Below are 21,263 nucleotides of genomic sequence, written 5' to 3'. Positions count from 1 at the left end.
GATATGCTCGCCACCCTGCGCCGCCGCAGTCTGCGACAAAAGGTTTTTGAACTACGCCTGGCCGGCCCGGGCTCGCGAAAAATACGACAACTACTGGAATACACCGTCACAATGGCGGCGTAAAACTGCAAAAGTCGAACTAAGTCACTGCCACCAAACTTCAAGTTTGGCTTTTGCCTTTGGTCGGTGGCACTCCTCTGTTCTTCCAGCATCCGGACGGCACGAACGTCAAACCGACGGAGCGACATGTCGCAAGCACGCTCGAAGACCCGAGCCACGTGCTGCGGAAATCGGCTCGTTCAAGGAGGATCGTTTATGAGATTGCGCATCATGCTCGTCGTCGCGTTGGCTCTTGCGTTGGGTGCCCGATTTGACGGAATATCGCCTGTATGGGCCGATATTGACGATATCAGCACAGGCCAGCCAATCCCCGGCACGCAAGGGATTACACTTTTCCCGGGCATCGACCTGTCGGGATGGAACACTTCCGGACACAATCTACGCTATGGAGACTTTAGCAATAAGGGAGCCGGCGGTGTTGACCTGACGGGCGACAACTTCAACGGGAGTTGGCTCGACAACGCCGACTTCCGTCTCGCTAACCTGCAAGGCGCGAATCTCAGTGGGGCTACGATCACGTACGCAAACTTCGCAGGCGCAGCAGGGCTGCTTCAGTCACAGTTCTATTCCACGGCGAGCTACAAGAACAAAGACCTAACTGGTGTCATTCTTAGCAATAACGATCTGACGAACTTCTTCTTCAGTGGCCAGAACCTGACAAATGCAGTGCTGCGCGGCACGATCATATCCTCAGACAACTTTAAGAATGTGAACGCCACGAGCGCCGATTTCAGCAACGCCAATCTCTTTCTGACCCGATTCGACGGCGCCAATTTAACAGGCGCCATTTTCAGCGGCGCAAGCATCGCCAATACCGTCTTCAATCAAACGAATTTGACCAGCAACCAACTCTACTCAACAGCCGATTATCAGAACAAGTCGCTGAGCGTCGGCCTCGCAGGCGACAATCTAGCCAGCTGGAACTTCGCCGGGCAGCACATGTCCAACGTCGATTTGACCAACGCCACCGTCACGGGCACCATTTTCAACGGTGCAACCATCAACAACGTATACTTTTCGGGCAACGTAGGACTCACAGAGCAGCAAATCGATTCGACGGCCAGCTATCAGAATCACGATCTCTCGCACGTCGCCTTGCAAAATCTGAATCTCACCGGTTGGAATTTCGCCGGCCAGAATCTTTCCAACGCATCGGTCTACATTTCGACCATCGACGGCGCCGATTTCACCAATGCCAATCTGTCTGATGCTGGCGCTGGCACCGATGCCCGGTCGGCCTTGGGGACGAATTTCAGCGGTGCCAATCTTTCCAACGACCAATTCTTCTACTGTCCCGTTGTCGGCGCGAACTTCACGGGCGCAAGTATCTCAGCCGCGAACTTCGGCTACTCGAAACTGACGAGCCAGCAACTGTACTCCACGGCCAATTATCAAAACGGGAATCTTGCCGGGGTCGGCTTGTCAGGACTCGACGTGACCGGCTGGAGCTTCGCTTCGCAAAACGTCAACGGCGCCGACTTTTCCAGCGTGACCGGCCTCACCAGCCAGCAGCTCTACTCCACGGCCAGTTATCAGAATCACAACCTCGGCGCGATGCGACTCGATGCCTTGGACATGAGCGGATGGAACTTTGCTGGACAGAATTTGCAACTTGCGAGCTTTGGCGCCTTTACGCCGGGTGACAACCTTAGCGGCGCCAATATGACGGACGCAAACCTGTCGGGGGCAAAATTCGTCTCGGCAACGATGACCAATGTGACCTTGGCAAACGCGAATCTCTCTTACACGACGATCAATCAAGTGGATCTGACCGGTGCAAATCTGACCGGGGCTTTCTTTGCCGGCGCGAGCTTTTTCGGCGTCAACTCGTTTACGGGGGCCAACCTCGCGGATGCCGATTTTCGCGCTGCGAATGGAACGTCATTCAGTCCCACGTTCGGTACCGCCACTATGCACAACACGATCATGCCTGATGGCACGATCACGCCGCTGGTACTCGCCTCCGGCGAGCAGCTCGTCATTCATGACTTCACGGGGAGTGGCAACACCCCGAGCGTAGCGATCACAGTCGAACAAGGGATGTCGTTCTCCACCTTGAGCAGCCTGGAAATGCTGTTCGACGGAACGTCTTGGGATTCGACGATGAAACTCGCGCCTGGCGTAAGCCCGCAATTGGCAGGCACGCTTGATCTCGAATTCGCGCCCGGCGTCGCCCCGGCTTCCCTGGTGGGCACGAAGTTCCAACTCTTCGTCTGGAACGGGCAACTAAGCTCCGGTCAGCACTTCGATCACATTACAACTCGGCCGGGAGTCACTTGGGATACGAGCCACCTATATTCGGACGGCTACGCCACTCTCACGGGCGTGCCCGAGCCGTCGACACTCATGCTGGGCTCTACAGGCCTTGTCGCACTTGCTCTCTGCGTTCGCCGCCGAGTTAGAGTTGAGAATGCCTAGCCGGCGGTGCCGTCATCCATCGGTGCTATTCGCTTCGACCATGCCCGTCAGTCCAACCGTCGAGGCGGAAACGGCGGTTTCGTGTCATTTACTCATGTGTGCGTGACATTCCCGAAATACGACCCATTGACGAGACTGATATCACGTGCCGAGAACTTTACTCATCGATGAGACGGACAGGCTCATCCGTCGGTCCGCGAGATTCGCCTTGCAAAACGAACGTTTGTCAGGGGATTGGTTTTATTGTTCGGTGACGGCGTCTCAAGGGAAGCAACCCCGAACTGACACTACCTCAGGCCGCCGAGGCCAACTTCATCACTCGCCGCGAGGAGACCGCCGCCATGTGCAGCCAAGCAAACACGGCCAAGCTACTGCCCGACGACCCGACCCTGATGCGCCTGCGAGCTGGAGATCCTGGAGAAGATCGGCCACGAGCGCGCTCGACATTGTGTTGGGTGAGAAGGGCCTAACAGACCGGGTCATCAATGTGCGGTGACGAGAGGGGCCGAGGACCGGAAGGGACGACATGCCCCTGGCTTTTTCGGCGTTTGCTATCCGGCTACTGGTATTAGCGCGGACCATCCGATTTCAAGCCAAGAGCTCCCGCCGCACAGTTCCAAACACGTCGGTGAGTCGGTGGTCGCGGCCCTGGAAGCGGAACGTCAGCCGCTCATGGTCGAAGCCCAGTTGATTGAGCAGCGTGGCGTGTAAGTCGTGCACGTGGACTTGCCCATCGACGGTGTAATAGCCCAGGTCGTCGGTGGCCCCTTGAATGTGTCCAGGTTTGAAGCCGCCGCCGGCGAGCCACATTGTAAATGCTTCGACGTGGTGGTCGCGCCCGGGAATCCCTTCGCGAATCTCTCCCATCGGCGTACGACCGAATTCGCCTCCCCAGATGACGATCGTGTCTTCGAGCATGCCGCGCGACTTCAAGTCCTGTACCAGAGCGGCGCAAGATTGGTCGACCTGTCGACAGCGGCGTTCCAGTGGTTCGCCAAGATTCTCGTTCGGGCCTCCGTGGTCGTCCCAATCGGTATGATAAAGTTGCACAAAGCGCACCCCGCGTTCGACGAGCCGCCGGGCCAGCAGGCAATTGTTCGCAAACGAGTTCTTGCCGGGCTCGGCGCCATAAGACGTCAGCACGTGCGCCGGCTCCTGGGCTAGGTCCATCAGCTCAGGGGCGCTAGTCTGCATGCGAAACGCCATCTCGTAGGCGCTAATGCGCGTGGCAATCTCGGGGTCTCCGGTGATACGCAGCCGCTCTTGATTGAGCTGCGCCGTCAGATCGACGAATTCGCGCTGCCGCGACTTGTTCAACCCGGCCGGAGTGTGCAGATTCAGGATGGCATCGCCGGTTCCGCGGAAAGGAACGCCCTGCAGATTGGTGGGCAAGAAACCGCTGGACCACAGCGCATTGCCAGCGCGCGGCCCGCGGGGACCGGACTGCAACACGACAAATCCGGGCAAGTCTTCCGCCTCGCTGCCGATGCCGTATACCACCCACGAGCCGAAGCTTGGCCGGCCGGGAACCTGAAAGCCAGTATTCATGAACAATTTCGCCGGGCCGTGATTGAAGACGTCGGTCTTCATTCCCTTGATCCAGCAGAGTTCGTCGGCCATCGCGGCGGTGTGCGGTAATAACTCGCTAATCTCCATGCCGCACTCGCCTCGCTTGGCGAATTTACGGCGCGTGCCCAGTAGCGTAGCCCCTTTGCCGATGAATGCGAAGCTCTTGTCCTTAGGAAAGAGCGAGTCGGGCGCGGTTTCTCCATCGCGTCGCTGCAACTCGGGCTTGTAATCGAACAGCTCGAACTGGCTCGGCGCGCCGGCCATGAACAAGTAAATCACGCTTTTGGCGCGCGGTGGGAAATGCGGAGCTTTGGTCACCGCGCCTTGTACATCGGGCACAGACGCCGACAGGCGCTGGCCGTCGCCCAAAAACTGGCCCAATGCCAGCGCGCCCAAACCCACCCGGCAATCACTGAAGAAGTGCCGCCGTGTCACCTGTTGCAGGATTTCGTTGGTCATGGTTGCAAAACCCAATCCACCTTCATTCGCGAGTGATAAATTCGTCGGTGTTCATAACCGCACGGGAAACGGCGGACCAGGCATCCAACTCTTCTGGCGGCTCCGCAGGCGAAGCTTGCAAGAACGAGTTCTGAATCAATCGCAGTTCGACCGATGACGGGTGACGGCTCAGAGCGCGCTGGAAAATCGTATCGATCCGCTTGACCTCGGCCGCCTGATCGTCGCTCTGGTGTTGCGCGAGCGCTCGAGCTGCCAGCTCTTGCGCCAATTCGTACATGGCCACGTCATTGGCCATTGTTAGGGCCTGCAGGGGCGTATTCGATCGCTGCCGGCGTGTGCAGACCGACTGAAAGTCGGGCGAGTCGAAAGTGGCCAGCGCGGGGTACGGCGCACTGCGATAAAACATGGTGTACATTCCGCGTCGATAGCGCTCTTTGCCAGTGCCGGTGCGCCATACCTTCTTATTCTGCGTAAAGGCGTATACGCCCTCGGGCTGCGGCGGAAAGACGCTTGGTCCGCCTACCTTTTGTTCCAGTTTTCCCGCGGCGCAGAGAGCCACATCGCGCACGATTTCGGCGTCGAGTCGCAAACGGTTTTGTCGAGCCAAGAGTAGATTCAGCGGATCCACCACGGCCGCGTCCGGGCGGGCGAGCGAGGCCTGACGATACGTCGCTGAGGTTACAACGAGGCGATGGAACGTCTTGAGCGACCAACCGTGATCCATCAGGTTCGACGCCAGCCAATCAAGCAGTTCGGCATGGGTGGGCGCGGAGCCCTGGGATCCAAAATCGTTTTCCGTTTCGACCAGACCGCGACCAAAGTAGTGCATCCAGAGTCGATTGACGGTGACGCGCGCCGTCAACGGATGGTTTCGTGCCACCAACCAGCGTGCCAAATCCAAGCGATCGAATGGCCGATCGTCGCCGCGCGGCCCTAATTCTGGAAAGGCCTGCGGAACATTCGCCGATAGCGGGCCAAGTTCCTTATCCGGCTGTAGGAAGTCGCCCCGCTTCAGCAAAAATGTGTTCCGCGGAGCCGGCACATCTTGCATCACCAGCGTCTTGACCGTCGGCCCCAATCGCAAGCGAACGCGCAATTCGTCGAGCCGCTTACGAGCGTCCTTCAGTGGTTGATCCACCGCATCGAACTTGAGATTAATGAGTTTCCTTTGCTCCGCGCTTCGGTCCGCTTCTTCGATTGCAAGCGCGGCCAGAAACGTAGGATCGGAGACCGGGTCGGCGATGTCCTCGGAGACAGAGAACTGTACCCGCCCCACGTTGTAATCATTGTTCAACTCGTGCTTGAGCACGAACCGTAGCGGCTGTTCCCCCCCATCGATCGCGCGCCCTAGGGTAAGCACAACCGTATGCTCGGCGTTCATCTGCACGGTCGAACCTGGCTGGACATTAATGGCCCACCCTGTTCCGGGCTCGTCGTCGATGAGCGATGCGACGGAGTAGTCCTTCTGCGAGTGGTCGGCGCTGGCCGAGACGAGCGGTAGGCGCTCATCACCGAGATACGCCTCGACGGCGGTCAATACCAGGTTGCCGTTGGTTGCCAGTCCCGGGCCCGACTTCGGCAGCGACTCGTGAGGGATGAAGCGCAATCGGAACGAGCCGATCTTTGCACCCTTGGCAAGCGGCGCCGTGTCGATGACATAGATCTCGCGCGGAATGCCCGCCGTCGCCAGCACGGATTGGTCGTCCAGGGTCGTCAGCTTGGCCGCCTCGGCCTTGGCCGCACTTATGGAAAGAACATTCCACTGCGCCGCCTTAGAGGTTTCGTCGTCGCCCACCCGATTTGCCAAACTTTTCTCCCACGCCGTCCGTCGCGTACGGGACTCGGCGCTCAATCGCTCGACGCTCGAAATCGCGTCATTCAGTTCCGCGCGTTCCGAGGCAAAGTCCTCCGGTAGGAACAACTCGCCTTCGTGTACCTCCGCCGTCGGGCCCACATTGTTCATGTCGGCGCAGTTATTAAAGAAGGCGAACAGCCGATAGAATTCCTGGTGGCTGATCGGGTCATATTTGTGCGAATGACACTGCGCGCAACCGACGGTTAAACCCAGCCACACCGCGCCCGTCGTGGCAACCCGATCGATGACCGTTTCCACACGAAACTGTTCAGGGTCTACACCCCCTTCCTGGTTGATGAGGGTGTTGCGGTGAAAGCCCGAGGCAATGCGTTGGTCCCTGGTCGCATTCGGTAGCAGGTCTCCCGCAAGCTGCTCGATCGTAAACTGGTCGAACGGCATGTCGGCATTCAAGGCACGAATGACCCAATCGCGATAAGGCCACATGACGCGCTCGGCATCGATCGTGTATCCGTTCGAATCAGCGTAGCGGGCCTGGTCCAGCCAATGGCGTCCCCACCGCTCGCCGTAATGCGGACTGTTGAGCAGCTGCTCGACGACGGCTTCATAAGCGTCACTTCGGGAGTCGTGCTCGAACTGGACAGCCTCCTCGGGCGTCGGCAGCAGGCCCGTCAGGTCTAAAAACACGCGTCGCAGCAAAGTCCGTTTGTCAGCTTCCACCGACGGCTTAAGCCCGTGCTCTCGCAATCGTGCGAAAACAAAGTGATCGATCGGGTTACGCGCCGTTTCCCCGGCTGCAAGCGCCGGCGGCTGCGGATTGGCAATCGGCAGGAACGACCAATGTCCGTCATATTGCGCGCCTTGATCGATCCAGCGCTGGAGGGTCTCAATTTCAGATTTCGCAAGCGGCGGCGCATGATCGGGCGGAGGCATGCGCAGGCCATCATCGTGGGTAGTCACACGCTGAATCAGCAAGCTTTCCTGTGGCTTGCCTGGCACAATGGCTGCCCCGTCTCCACGATCGAAAAGCGCATGTTCGCGAACATCGAGCCGCAGGTCCGCCTGGCGATTGCCTTCGTCGGGGCCGTGGCACCGAAAGCATCGGTTCGACAGGATCGGTCGCACGTCACGATTGAAGCGGACTTCATCGGCCGCGACGGCGCCACCCATTAACAACGTCAACAGCAAGCAACTTTGCAGTGCCAAGGCAAGCTTCTCGGCAGGATAATTATGCATGCAGTCAATTGTAGTAATGACCTACACCGACATGCAACAATCGCCTTGGCAGGCGGTATTCTGGCCGGTGCGGTGGTCAGACTTGCCGTCAGAACGCCGTATCAGCGGCAACCGGATTTCAGTTGCCACAGGTGCGAGCAGGCCCCTGCACAAGAGCTTCGGAACGCATTGATGCTCGCTTTACTGGCACGTCGTCGATGCGGCTCGCGATGGATGCCATGGCTCACTGCCTGTTTTGTTCAAGAATGTGACCCTCAGCCGGCGAGCGACCAGCCAGCCGCCAGACGTTTTTCCGAAACATCGTGAGGGCGACACACACCGTCAGCCAGTAACTACGCAAGGGGCGGAAACGAGTATGCTTTTGCCGAGAAACCTCTGCGTGCTCTTCCATCGCTACCATACTGCGTCGTTGGATGCAAACTCAACTGGCAACTGGCTCTAGACTTCTTTAGGGGTGTTTGCTCCCACGACGGACTCCAAGTTCCGAGTAGAATGACTGCGTTGAATTCTTCTCGGAACCGTGGGGCTCGACAACGCTGGCCACTGGGCGCGCAACGATCGACATGCAATACGATGCCACGGCAGCGATCCGCGACCGGATCGACGATCTTTACCGCTCTGAGTCTCGTCGGGTCTTTGCTTCGCTGGTCCGATTGCTGAATGATTTCGATCTGGCGGATGACGCCATGCACGAAGCATTTGCAACCGCGGTCGAGACCTGGCCACACGAAGGGATGCCGGCAAATCCGCGGGCTTGGTTGGTCTCTACCGGAAAATTCAAGGCGATCGATTCACTTCGTCGGCAAGGACGGTTGAAGGAACTTCAGCCTGAGATTGCTTCGCGGTTGGACTATCTGGCGGGCGAGAATGCGGCCCGAGCAGCCACGGAGATCGAAGACGATCGGCTGCGTCTGATCTTCACCTGTTGTCATCCCGAGATTGATCCACAGTTGCAGGTGCCCCTGACGCTGCGCGAGGTCTGCGGGCTGACGACCGAGGAGATCGCCCATGCATTCTTGACTTCCAAAGCAACAATGGCCCAGCGCATCGTACGCGGCAAGGCAAAGATTCGAGAGGCGGACGTCCCCTACGTCGTACCGTCGCTAGGCGACCTGCCCGAGCGGCTCGACGCCGTACTTTCCGCCATCTACCTGGTGTTCAACGAAGGGTACGCGGCGTCGCAGGGCGAGTCGCTGACACGCGTTGATTTGACAGCCGAGGCGATTCGACTGGGCCGGCTGGTTCTCGATTTGCTTCCCGATCCAGAGGTCAAAGGGCTGTTAGCCATGATGCTGCTCCACGAATCGCGCAGGGAAGCGCGTGTTTCGCTAGAGGGCGAAATTATTCTGCTCGAAGACCAGGACCGCTCCCATTGGAACCGTCAGATGATCTCCGAGGGCATCTCTCTGGTGGAACAAGCACTCCGATCGCGGAGATTCGGTGCTTATACCCTGCAAGCTGCCATTTCAGCAGTCCATGCCGAGGCCGCCGCTGCCGCACATACGGACTGGAATCAGATTGTCGTGCTGTACTCCGTGCTGCTGCGCATCGATCCCTCGCCGGTCGTCGAACTCAATCGGGCTGTCGCAATAGCGATGCGGGACGGTCCGGAAGCGGGCCTGGTCCTGATCGATGCGATTTTGGAACGCGGGGACCTGGTGGATTATCGCCTTTCCCACGCGGCACGAGCAGAGTTGTGCCGGCGATCCGGAAGAATCTCCGACGCGAAGAGCTCGTATGAGCGAGCACTGTCGTTAACGCGTCAGGACCTCGAGCGGCGGTTTTTGACTCGGCGACTGTCCGAACTCTAATTCTTGACCGGAATTTCCCGTGCGCGTTGGTGACCGACAGGTTTCTGGCGAAATCTTGGCGACGGCTGTCGATAGGCGAAATTCTCGTTCGACTACTGTGTGAAAGTCGGAAAATAGCCGACGTCGATCACATTCCAACACTAATTCCAGGAGTTACGTCATGAAAGTCATGGTAATGGTCAAAGCGTCCCAAGGGTCAGAAGCGGGCGAGATGCCGACTACCGAATTGCTCTCGGCTATGGGCAAATTCAACGAGGAGTTGATCAACGCGGGAATCATGCTCGACGGTGCGGGACTGACGCCAAGTTCTCGCGGCGTCCGTGTTCGGTTCTCCGGCTCAAATCGCACCGTCATCGATGGGCCATTCGCTGAGACAAAGGAGTTGATCGCCGGGTACTGGGTGTGGAAGGTCTCTTCGCTACAGGAAGCGATCGACTGGGTGAAGAAATGCCCGAACCCGATGAAGGAAAACTCCGACATTGAAATTCGTCCGTATTTTGAGGCGGAGGACTTCGGCGAGGCGCTCACTCCCGAACTGCAAGAGCAGGAAGCCCGCCTCAAATCCAGGCTCAAATAATGGATCGGACCCATTTGTCCTCACAAAAACTCCAAATTCCGCGCGCAATGTCGATTACAGCTTGGCCCATTCGACTACAGGATGAAAACTTGGCAGCGGTAAGGCCGAGCAAGAACGACAATCATTTAACGAGGAGTCGCCGTGAAATACGTCTGCTTAGGATTTATTGATGAGTCGAAGTTCGCAGAGATTCCCCAGCAAGACGCGCAGAGGATGATGGAAGAATGCTTTACCTACGACGATGAACTGCGGCGAGGAGGTCATTTTCTGGGAGGAGAAGCGCTCGATTCCGCCCGTAACGCGGTCACGCTGCAAATGAAGTATGGCAAGATCGAAGCTACCGATGGTCCGTACGCGGAAACCAAGGAAACGCTCGGCGGCATTCTGCTGCTAGAAGCCCGCGACCTGAACCATGCGATCTCGTTGATGTCGAAACATCCAGGCGTGAAAATGGGGCCTTTCGAAATCCGGCCGGCCAATGAAGCGATCAATCGCCTGATTGCCGAGCGCAGTGCGGCAGTCGCCAAGGAGGCGTGAACGGACGACTTCATTCGCGTACTTGCTGCACCAGCGTGCGCACTGTCTCAGCGATGCGATCTTCGATGTAGCCCGACCAGCGCAAGGCCGGACGACCGTATTCGTAAAGGTTCGACCCGCCTTCGTAACCACCTTCCTCCCAAACGCGCCGCGAAGGAATGTACGCGATCATATCGTCGGCATATCCGCAAACCCATGTACCGGGACCAAATTCCTTCTTGAACCGCAAAGCATAGTCCACGACCGTTTCCGCACCCATGCCGACGACGAGCATCTCTTTGCCCAATTGCCAGGCGTGCAAAGGATACGGATACGATGCCGGAAACGTTTCCCCGCGCTCGAGCTTGTCGAGCATCCGCGCGGCCCAACGTGCGCGTATGGCGTTATCGCCTTGACGAGCCTCGAATAGCTCGTCGCGCGACGCGACCTTCGCATAGGGAAGCTCGACGTACGCGAACGCGGTGCGCAATCCCGGCGATACGGGCGCGAGCGGCTGCCGCAGGACATCTTCGACGCCCGCGGCGAGCATGTGCCCGTAGCGCTGGCACAGCTCAACGCTGCGGCGCGGTAAAGGATTCTGATCGCCGCCACAGGTGTTGACAAACAATGCAGTGGCGCCCGCGTGGCACGCTTCCAATTCCAGCTGTGCAAAGCCTGGATAGTCGCCGCACCAGGTGAAAAAATTGAGCGTGGTCGGATGACAAGCGTAGCCAAAGAGAATGGCGTCGATCCGGCCGTCAGGCCGCGTGACGGTCATCACGGGAACGGAATGATCAACCGGGCCGGCAAGGGGTTTTCCCGCTGCCATCAATGCCGGCACCTCGGCCTCGGGGTTGTTCCGCCGGTTGACGGCAAAGGTTGCCCTGCCCTGTCCAGTCTGCAGACGGGCTGGTGCGAGCTTGCCCAGCGCTTCGCCGACCATTGCCACCATGCGGTCAATCATTTGCGCGGTGTACTGGTTGACGAGTTCCACTTGCTCCGCCTCAACCGGATAGTAGTCGACCAGATCATCACCTAGTCGTGGGCCGCAGTGATTGTGCGAGAAGGTAAGTAGTACCTGGTGTCGCTCGAGTCCGAATTTGTCTCGCAATCGAGCGAACACCGGATCGCTCATGCTTTTGGGGACTCCCTGGAAATCGCTGGTCACCAGCACGACTCTTCGACCTGCATCATCCTCCAGCGCCAGGGCCTTCATCCACAAGTCGTGCAATTTTCCATCGGGCGGACGTTTGCTTCCATACCCCGCGAGCCAGACAGGCTTGTCCGGCGTGATAATGGCCTTGGCGATGCCGGCCTTCCATGATGGGCTACCCCCTTCGGCCATTCCAGGCAATGGTCCAACGACGAGCAAGAGCGGCAGAGCAAGTAGTGTCGAGTGCAATCGGTTCATGTCCGTCATTATAGCCGCGTGGAAGTGCCGAAAACTCGATCGATATCCGGACCAGCAGGACCTCGGGCGGCATTGCCTTGAACGGGCTTTGCGGCACGGATGGCGTCGCAGTTCAGATCCCATCGCTCGGAAGGGGAACGATTGGCAAATCTACAGAAACGGTCGTCCCCTTGCCGGGTTCGCTGTCGATGGCAACGGTGCCGCCCAACAGCCGCACGCGCTCGCGGATACCTAGCAGGCCGAGCCCGCTTTCCGAGATCGACGTTGCCTTGAAGCCCGTGCCCCAATCTCGCACATGCAGGTGAACATGATCCGCTTCTCGGCGCAAAACGATCTCTACATTCGCGCTACCACTATGTTTCGTGGCGTTCGTGACGGCTTCCTGAACGATTCGAAAAATTGCCACCTCCAATGCAGGCGTTAGACGTTCAAAATCAGCACCGTGTTCAAACGTGCAGAGCGGACCGTTCGCCGATGGAGCCTGGACCAGATGCTCGATCGCCGCAACCACACCCAACTCGTCCAGAGCCGGCGGTCTGAGACCATCGATGAGGCGACGACTCTCTTCAAGTGTTTTGCGCAATAGATGCTCGACCATGTCAAGATCCGCCTTGGGCGCCCGTTGAACGAGTGTGTGTCGATGACTGTCCAAGTGCATGATGGCCGCAGCCGCATATTGCGCTATGCCGTCGTGGATTTCGTAAGCCGTGATCTTGCGTTCGTACTCCTGCGCTCTGAAGAGGTGCAGTAAATAACGCTGCTCAGCCCTGAGCGCGTCCTCGACCTGCTTTCGTCTGATGGCTAGCGCAGCGACGTTGGTCCAAATCGTCATGAGCCGTTGCTCACGCTCGTTCGGCTGCCGCGGAGTTCGATAGTACATGGCGAACGTTCCGAGCACGTCGCCGCTATCGCCTATGATCGGGGTCGACCAGCACGCCTGAAGCCCGTGGCTGAGGGCCAAATCTCGGTAGTCGACCCAAAGATGATCCTGAGCGATGTCTGCTACGATAACCGTCTTCTTGGTAAAGGCGGCCGTGCCGCAGGAGCCGGCCGCCGGACCGATCATCGCGCCATCGATGGCGCGGCTGTACTCATCTGGAAGGCTGGGGGCCGCACCATGACGGAGCGTGTTGCCCTCCAAGAGCAGGATCGAACATAGCATGTCGCCCGACTGCCGTTCGATGGTCTTGGCGAACGCTTCGAGCATCTCCTTGAGAGTGGCTTCGCCAGAGAGCGTCTCCAGAACCTGCGCTTGCACAATCAACAGGGCGTCTAGCTGCTCCTGCTTCATCGTCGCTGCACCCGCCATGAGGCACCCCACCTAAGAGAATTGCCGTCAGATCGCGACTGCGCCAGCGTCCCTGATCTTGGCCGCGCGAATCGCTGATTGCAAGTTCATAGCTCTCGCTATCGCAACCTGCGGCAGCGCGCGACGCCTTCGAGACGGGCCGCACCTGATCCGGCACCGGGACGAGGAACGGGAGCCACCGTGCGGGGGGCATCTCGGCAGAGATTTATCTTATTGGTGCCACGTCGATTGGGGTCGGACGCGGTCCCGATCGTCCGTGTCTGTGCTCTGCCGCATAGAGTCGGCGTGGCCTGCTTGCTACAATTGTGCAAACGATTTGCCTGCTGCGCGGCTCGCGGCGGATTTCACGCTGCTGTCGGCTATCAAGGTGGATAAGTGATCGAAACATGACGTCCTACGTGCGAAGAAACTCCTGGCCGATCGAAGAGCTGTCGCGCCGCTCATTGCTAAGAATGGGCGTTGGTGGCTTCGGGTTAGGCTTGGCGGGGTTGCTGGAATCCCGCGCCCAGGCGCGGTCGATCGAGCCCGCAGGGCTTCCGCCGCTCAAGGCTTGCATCGTTGTGTTCTATTATGGCGGTCCGAGCCATTTAGACACGTATGACCTGAAGCCGGATGCACCGGCCGAGGTGCGCGGCGAATTCAAGCCGGTTTCGACTTCGGTGCCTGGCCTTTTCGTGTCTGAGCATTTGCCGAAGATGGCGCGGTTGATGCACAAAGTGGCGCTTGTTCGCAGCATGCACCATCAGAATCGGCTGCATGATTCGGCATCGACCGAGGCCCTGACCGGCCGCCAAGCGCCGACCGGAGATCGAGAGGAATTCGCGCCGATCAAACAAGTGTTTCCTTGTTACGGTGCATCACTGAGCTATTTGCGGCGTCACCTGCGTCTCGACGTTCCGCACGCCGCGCTTCCTTATGTCTTCCACAACGTGGTGGACGTTCCGTGCCAAGGAGGCGGATTTCTCGGCGCCGCGTACGACCCGCTGCAAGTGACCGTCGATCCTGAACGCCGCGTTTATAGCGCCGGTGCGCTGGCGATTCCCGCAGGCGAGTCGGAGCAACGCCTTTCCGATCGACGCGAGTTGCTGGCCTCACTGCAAACACCCCTACGAACCGCTGCCATAACTTCGCCGCTGAGGCACTGGCAGCTCGCTAGCGAGAAGGCCTATCAGCTGCTGGGCAGCGAGTCTCTACGCGCAGCGCTTGACCTTTCAAGTGAATCGACGCAAATGCGCGACCGGTACGGCTATGACATCGCTGCTGTCGCCGTAGGGTCTGGCGGCGGTGGCGGAAACGGCGCGGAAATGGGATTCGCACGCCACATGCGCGGCCAGAATCTATTGTTGGCACGACGATTGGTCGAAGCCGGTGTGCCGTTTGTCAATGTGTTTGATTTTCGACAGCAGGGACAGAACTGGGACGCGCACCATCAAAACTTCGCGCAACACAAGGATTTCCTGTTGCCTGCGGCGGATCGATCGCTGGCGGCGCTGCTTGAGGATCTCGAGGAACGCGGTTTACTCGATACGACATTGGTCGTGGCGATGGGCGAGTTTGGTCGAACGCCCACGATCAACAAAAATGGCGGCCGCGATCACTGGCCCGACTGCTATACCGTGCTCATGGCAGGAGGCGGTGTAACGGGGGGCGCTGTTTTTGGAGCGAGCGATAAAACCGGCGCCTTTCCGGCGCGCGATCCGGTCACTCCGGCCGATCTGGCTGCGACGATCTATTGGCGCTTCGGCATCGATCCTGCGACGGAAGTACACGATCTAACGGGCCGGCCCTGGCGCATCGCCGATGGTCAACCGCTGCGCTCGTTGTTTGCGTGACCGAGCAGACGGGATCGAACAACCGTACCTAAGGAGGTCTCGGCCCCGTTCCAGCTGCAGAATCTACCCGTTCTGACTTTGCTGCATTGCGCCAGCAATTGCCGCACCCATCCACCTTGCTTGCGACCTCAGATCCGATCTGTCGAGGATGCGTGCTGAGAGGCAGACTCCTCCAGGGAAGAAGTCGCTCGCCCGGCGCCTCCCTATACGAATTGACCGTGATCAAGCATCGTGCGATCGTTGGGCGAATTCACGATCAAACGCCAAGCGCAGCAGACACATCGCCGGTTAAGGAAATGGCTTTTAACGTATGAACGCGGTTTTGATCACGATCGGAATATGTCTCTTCTCAGCGACGGCCGACTATTTTCTGAAGCGGGCCAGCGACCACTCCTCCCCGCTGTTGACTGTCTGGTTCGCGCTAGGCTTTAGCATGTACGCATGCACGGCGTTTGGATGGGTCGTGGTAATGCGGAGAATGCAATTCGCGACGCTCGGCGTTGTGTACGCATCGACGATGGTAATCCTGATGGCGGGGATCGGTGTGGTCGTGTTGCACGAGACCCTGCGCTGGCAAGAGGTGATTGGGATTGTGCTGGCCCTCTCGTCGATTGTCCTATTGGGGCGATTTACAGGATAGACAAAGAAGGCTTGCGGCGGGACCCGACTCGCTTACGCTGAAAGGGCTCGGCCATTAAATGCCGTTTTGTAGTCGATCCATTGCCGAGAAAACGGCAGAGGATTACCGTAGCCCCGGTCGCTTTCTTAATTGGCGATATTCTTCGCTTTAACGTCCTTCGCTTCTAACTCTCGGGCGAGCGCCCCTGCCATGGCGAATGCGGTATTGCCTCTCACGGAATAAGGTTCCTTCAGGCAACGCTGCACGTACCTTTGTGCGTGATCGCTGCGGCCGCGATGCTGATAGTGACGCGCAGCATAATAGCTGAGGATGAGTCTTTCGGCAGATTCTTCGTCGGCGCGATCGATAAGTTTCTCTAGCGCCGCATCGTCGGTCTTCGCATCCGGGGCCGGACCGTACACTTTCTTTAGCCACATGACGAAGCCAAGTTCGGTGGGAAAGTTACGAGGAATGCGTTGGACGGTCGTATCAAGTAAGACGTCTCTCGCGTCGGCATGATTGGCGGCATCCGCCAAGATAATCGCATGAATACCGTCAAGCACAAAGTCCGAGCCGCCTGCTTCCAATGCGGATTGACAGGCTTTGCGGGCCAAGTCTTGCTGTCCGAGCATTACGTATATGTCGCCCAGTAAGTCCAGATCCGCAGGCAGAGTGCTCGATTTCATATCGTCGACCTGCGTCATCACTAGATCTTGCGCCTTTTTTTCATCGCCATGGCCGGTTTTGCGACACCAAAAGAACCACTTGTATCGATCAGTCATATAGCGCTCGGAGTTTGCGCGCATCAATTCACCTGCTCGATCCAAATCGCCAGCGGCTTCGTGGACATCCGCTGCGACAAGCAACGCCCAACCCGCCCCGGTACGAGCCGCGTCGTCGGCGTATGGGATTGCATCATCAAGGCGGTCATGCTCCATGAGATATTTAGCGATCTCGACTCGAACCTGGGCGTGTTCGAGGCCAGCATCATCAAATTTGAGAGACTCATCGAGAGCATTTTTCCATTCGTCGTATTTTTTCTGTTTCAAATACACGTCGGCTAAACGGCGATTTCCCTTGATGTCAGGCCATCGCTTGACGTACTCCTTGAGGACGCGCTCGGCTTCGTCATATTTCATGAATCGCGTATACGATTCTCCCAAGTTCCTCAGAACGATCGGATGGTCGCCGAATTCTTGCTCGATGCTTTGATAGCGCTTTTCGTCAAAATCATCCAACTCGCTAATAAAAAAAGCTGCGCCAATCGGAGATTTGGGACTCACCGCGCGCAGCCGGTGATAGAACACCACACCCGGCGTATCATTCACTTCTGCGAGCAACTCAAGATCACGAGAAACGTCATCGGCATGTCGTTGAATAACCTTCCAAAGCAGGTGCCCAACGGTCTCAGTATCTGGTAGCCCGTACCAGGAAAGAGCTGCCAGCGGGCGGCTTGAAATATCTGCGTCGACGATCCTTAGGTTGGAGAACCGCTCTTGAATTTCTGCGGCGTAGTATTGGGGGTCCACGACGGCATACTTCAAGACGGGCGCATAGGGATGGTCCGTGACCACCTTATATGCCAATGGAAGTTGAGCTTGGTAATTCTCTAGAGGTAATGCAAGGTTGGCATGAAAGAACGATAGTCGACGATAAACGTGCACAAGAGAAACGTCCTCCAGCATGCGCCCCAGGAATTCCCAGGACGGTTCACCCTTGTCTTCGGCTGTCATGCCTGCTTTGACCAGGGCGCGAACAAGCGCCGGACGACGGACCCCAGCGGACCAAGCGGGATCAATATCTTGATCGGGATTGTCTGGTGCTGCGTCATTGAGCTCTTTTTCAATGCCCTTAGGCAACCGCGGTATCAATCGCAACCGCTGGGATACGGTTTCTTGCAAAACCTTAGGACCATGCACGGTCGTGACGTGCTTCAAGCTCACGCCCCCAAGAAAGTCCAAAAGGTCGAAAATCCAATAGCATTCGGGTATGACGTTTAAGGCTCGGTCTCCGGCAGACATGACCAGCGGAACGCAGGCAGAGTGTTGCACGATCATGAATGTCACCATGGTCGCCAATTCATCCTGGTCACCTGTCGCTAGCTTTTCCGCGGCGCCGTAGTCGAAATTGCATAAAGCGCTTATCAATGGCTCCCAGGTAGTTTGCGCCATCGTTGCAGGATTTGCGTTGAACTTCTTGTCCGCGTCGCGTGCGGCCTGCAAGTCTTCGATCGCGGCGGCATGTAAACCGGCAAACGCTTTTGCATACGCTCGATGACGTAAGGACGCGGGACTAGCAGAGTCGAGTTCCACCAAACGCTGGGCATATAACAGGGATCTGGCTTGTAACGCCTTAGATGAGGCGTTCCAGTGGAAGCTGCACATCTGGCCGAGGTTGGCATAGGCACAAACCAATCCCCCGAGTGTTGCCGCGGACTGTCCTTGGTCACGTTCCAGTGCATGAAGCTCGCGTAAAGCGGCAAACTGTGAGAAGTAGTTCATTTCCGCAAGCTGTTTGCGGATCTCGGGCGTAATCGTCACGTTGTTTTTCTGGGCAGGCGGCTGTCCTTTCAACCTAGTCTTTCGCAAGGCCTCCGCGAGCTCAGTGCGGGACAGTTCTTCGACCGCGACGATCAGCGTGGAATAGTCGAGCGCCTGACGCTGGATGAGCCTCACGGGAATTTGCTTTTCATACAACAGTGCCGTCTCTTTTCTCGGACCACCTCGCACCCGGAGACGTACGAATTGGCCGATGGACTCCGTTGTCGAGACATCGAGTACGTTCTTACCAACCTCGCCATCGGCCGGCATGGTTTCGCGCAGGGCCATGTCATGCGTCGACAGACCGGGTTCGTCGCGTGCCGCAATCAAGACTGCCTGACGCAGGACCTCTCGGACTAGCAGCTTGCAACCGAAGTTAGGAATTGTCGTGTCCGGCTCGGCGGCAGTTATCCACACCGTGTCGGACTCGCCAACCTTCCCGGATTGCGTGTCAGCCGCGACCACGCGCACGACAATGGACAAGCAGAGTGACACGGCCAAGGAACACAAAACACGTGCACCGCGCATGGCAGATCTCCGCTTGCTGAATCTTGAAAGAGCGAGCCGAATCGTGACGGATTAAGCCCACATCGTCCGAGCGCTTCCCGCCAAAAAATGACGTGCTGGGCAGGTAATCACGACTCTAGCCCAGCTCAATAAAGAAGACAAGTATCAGGTCCGCCGATCAGTTCGACCTTCGCTATGTGCTGCCCACCGGAGAATCCACACCGTCTGAAAGTCGTCATTGGGAAATGCGCGGTGCGCCATACCATTCTTCTGCGAACGACATCAAGAAGAGTTTGTCGCCAAAAGAGAAAGTCCTCGGCGAACGCGGCGGGCAATTGTGAGAACTAACCATTTCCGGACGTACTGAATCATAGCTTTCGCGCAGATGAACAATCGTGGGATCGCGCGCGGGACAACTCGCAATCAGGTATCGCGCAAGCGGCCAGGTGCGCAGGGTCCGCGCCTTCCGGTTAAGCGAATCTCTAGCACTTCACAAAGACTTGCGGAACCTTCTGTTTGCGGTCAAGGCATAACGACAGCGCGGCTGTTGGCTGCGGTCAAAATATTTGAAAACTCGCAATTTCGCAGGACAGGTTTCGCCGCGGGGCCGTCGCGTCCAGGGTCGCCAGATAGTCCTCAAATTCCCGGCGCCGCGATGACGCTACGGGTTCGTCCCGCGCAATAACCAAGAGCTTTCGTCGTTCGGTGGCAGCACCGAGGACGTGCGCGGCTCGTCCTTGCCACTCTGGGGGGCACAAGAAAGGATGCCAGCGCATGCATGCCAGCACGGAACTTGCCGAGTCGTCATTACATTGATCTTCCCACGCGGGGGAAAGATGCGGAAGATCACGCCCCCAACGGTCGGCGCCAACGACAGGGCCTTGGACTCGCGCGTTGATAGTTAGCAGATCAAATTAGTTCTGAGAGGGTATTGGCGGTCGAGGCCAATTCTGGTCTGCGGTCGCAGGACTTCGGTCTGATGTTGAAATTCTGAACATGGTCTCCATCCGTGGTATACGAGCGCCATGTGCGTGCGTATGCCACGGCTCAATTCTTACGCCGCATCACGGCACGGTTACCGCTGGAAGTAAACAGAGAAATCGATCCCGCATCAAAAGCGAACAGGGACGCACTCCGTGCAGTTCGCAGCCGGGTCGGGCTCGATCGACAATCGTCATCCAGTACAACGCTAGGATAGGATGTTTCCATGCGTAGGATCATAGGCTGGCCATTCGGTTCTGCGAGCAAGGGGCGGAAGACCACAAAATCGCAACGGCACCGTCGGCTCGGCATCGAGTCGTTGGAAGACCGGCGGCTATTAACCGCCAGCACGACCTCCTCAGGCGCCAATCCCGGCGCGCCAGCATTCGTCGGCTCACCGGATACGGATAGGTCCTCAGTCGCCATCCTTACGGTCGCTGGCGAGCACCAGGTCTTCGCCATTGGCGCTGATGGCGGCGTATGGACCGAGACTTACAATGGCACGGCCTGGTCCACCTGGACACCTACGCAAGCCGGCGCCGTGCAGCAGATTACGCTACAGCGAGACGCCGCAGGACAGCTAAATATCTACGCGTTGGGCATGGACAATCAGGTCTGGTTTGAACGATTGCTCAGCGATGGTTCATGGAGCGCCTGGACTTTCACACAGCCTGGCATCGCCCAAAGCATTAGCACGCAGACATCGGTTTATCCCAACGAACCCTCTCAGGTGTTCATTGTCGGCGCGGATAATCAGGTGTGGAGCGAAACCGCCAACGGCAATAGCTGGGACAGCTGGTCGCTGACGCAACAAGGGGCGGTGAAGCAGATCAGCGCGCTGATGGACAGCACGGGCGCCTCGCACGTTTTCGCGATCGGCATGGATAACCAGGTTTGGTTCGAAAACGCCCTCAGCAGCGGCGGTTGGAGCGGCTGGTCGCTGACGCAACCAGGCACCGTGCAGCAAATCGCGACGCCATCGGTCGCCATCGCGCAAGGTCCATTGCAAGTCTTTGCCATCGGCGCCGATGGCCAGGTGTGGACCGAATCGTCGAGTAACGGTTGGCATGGCTGGACACTGACCCAGGTTGGTGCCGGCAAAGGACTTGCTGCAATCAATAGCGGCGCCGGAGTCACCACCGTGGCGATGGTGGGCATGGACCAGCAAGTTTATACCGAGAATGTCGGCCAGCCCTCAAGCCCCTGGTTGATTTCCGCGCCAGGCACCGTTCGTTAGACATCTTTTCGCAAGCACCGACGCAAGCGGATGCTAGCACTGCCACTAAGCCCGGACGGCATACCGTATCGTCCGGCGTCCAGGCTAGCGCCCGCGACCGCGCGCCCGAACGACGAGCCGCAGACGCTCGTCCACCAAGGCTGGCGTCCGGCGATCAGGCGGGATCATTCCATCCATCGACGAACGGCGGATTCCATGTTGACAACATTTGGGCGAAAGCCCATCCTTCCTCCCTGCGGGACACGCGGATTACGGGAATCGCGGCCGGTCGACGGCGACGATTTCGCACGTTCCAGCGCAGCGCACGA

Annotated in this window: 12 protein-coding genes; 7 read left to right on the top strand and 5 right to left on the bottom strand. The window is 58.1% G+C overall.

Features of this window, described 5'->3' with window-relative positions; translation table 11 throughout:
- Positions 1-315 precede the first annotated feature (315 nt).
- Positions 316-2,538, top strand: a complete 2,223-nt coding sequence (locus tag VGG64_00835; protein HEY1598115.1) for a pentapeptide repeat-containing protein — start codon at positions 316-318, stop codon at positions 2,536-2,538.
- A gap of 588 nt (positions 2,539-3,126) precedes the next feature.
- Here VGG64_00835 and VGG64_00830 read toward each other — a convergent pair.
- Positions 3,127-4,566 carry a DUF1501 domain-containing protein gene (locus VGG64_00830; protein HEY1598114.1) on the bottom strand — a complete coding sequence of 480 codons (1,440 nt, stop codon included), beginning with the start codon at positions 4,564-4,566 and terminating at the stop codon, positions 3,127-3,129.
- A 22-nt stretch (positions 4,567-4,588) separates the two neighbouring features.
- Positions 4,589-7,615: a PSD1 and planctomycete cytochrome C domain-containing protein gene (locus tag VGG64_00825; protein HEY1598113.1), complete on the bottom strand. Its 3,027-nt coding sequence runs from the start codon at positions 7,613-7,615 to the stop codon at positions 4,589-4,591.
- A gap of 563 nt (positions 7,616-8,178) precedes the next feature.
- On the opposite strand from VGG64_00825, the gene VGG64_00820 reads away from it, so the two are divergent.
- From VGG64_00820 to VGG64_00810, 3 genes are all read left to right on the top strand, one after another.
- The gene (locus VGG64_00820; protein HEY1598112.1) at positions 8,179-9,426 is read left to right on the top strand and encodes an RNA polymerase sigma factor; all 1,248 of its coding nucleotides are present in this window, start codon (positions 8,179-8,181) and stop codon (positions 9,424-9,426) included.
- A 160-nt stretch (positions 9,427-9,586) separates the two neighbouring features.
- Positions 9,587-10,003: a YciI family protein gene (locus VGG64_00815; protein HEY1598111.1), complete on the top strand. Its 417-nt coding sequence runs from the start codon at positions 9,587-9,589 to the stop codon at positions 10,001-10,003.
- 141 nt (positions 10,004-10,144) lie between these two features.
- Complete coding sequence (locus VGG64_00810; GenBank protein ID HEY1598110.1) at positions 10,145-10,540, top strand: YciI family protein; 396 nt, start codon at positions 10,145-10,147, stop codon at positions 10,538-10,540.
- Positions 10,541-10,550: 10 nt separating this feature from the next.
- Here the strand turns inward: VGG64_00810 and VGG64_00805 are convergent, their stop codons facing one another.
- The gene (locus VGG64_00805; protein ID HEY1598109.1) at positions 10,551-11,930 is read right to left on the bottom strand and encodes a neutral/alkaline non-lysosomal ceramidase N-terminal domain-containing protein; all 1,380 of its coding nucleotides are present in this window, start codon (positions 11,928-11,930) and stop codon (positions 10,551-10,553) included.
- Positions 11,931-12,042: 112 nt separating this feature from the next.
- Positions 12,043-13,239, bottom strand: coding sequence for a GAF domain-containing sensor histidine kinase (locus VGG64_00800; GenBank protein HEY1598108.1), 1,197 nt, complete (start codon positions 13,237-13,239; stop codon positions 12,043-12,045).
- A gap of 386 nt (positions 13,240-13,625) precedes the next feature.
- On the opposite strand from VGG64_00800, the gene VGG64_00795 reads away from it, so the two are divergent.
- Positions 13,626-15,071 (top strand): DUF1501 domain-containing protein, encoded by a 1,446-nt coding sequence (locus VGG64_00795; GenBank protein HEY1598107.1) that lies wholly within the window; start codon positions 13,626-13,628, stop codon positions 15,069-15,071.
- Positions 15,072-15,381: 310 nt separating this feature from the next.
- Complete coding sequence (locus VGG64_00790; protein HEY1598106.1) at positions 15,382-15,711, top strand: hypothetical protein; 330 nt, start codon at positions 15,382-15,384, stop codon at positions 15,709-15,711.
- A gap of 125 nt (positions 15,712-15,836) precedes the next feature.
- Here the strand turns inward: VGG64_00790 and VGG64_00785 are convergent, their stop codons facing one another.
- Positions 15,837-18,758 (bottom strand): hypothetical protein, encoded by a 2,922-nt coding sequence (locus VGG64_00785; GenBank protein HEY1598105.1) that lies wholly within the window; start codon positions 18,756-18,758, stop codon positions 15,837-15,839.
- Positions 18,759-19,944: 1,186 nt separating this feature from the next.
- Here VGG64_00785 and VGG64_00780 point away from each other — a divergent pair.
- Entirely contained in the window at positions 19,945-20,955 is a 1,011-nt protein-coding gene (locus tag VGG64_00780; protein ID HEY1598104.1) for a hypothetical protein, read from the top strand.
- Positions 20,956-21,263 lie beyond the last annotated feature (308 nt).

The sequence above is a fragment of the Pirellulales bacterium genome, assembly GCA_036490175.1.
In the GTDB taxonomy this organism is placed as follows: domain Bacteria; phylum Planctomycetota; class Planctomycetia; order Pirellulales; family JACPPG01; genus JACPPG01.
This window is presented reverse-complemented; position numbering and strand designations above follow the sequence as displayed.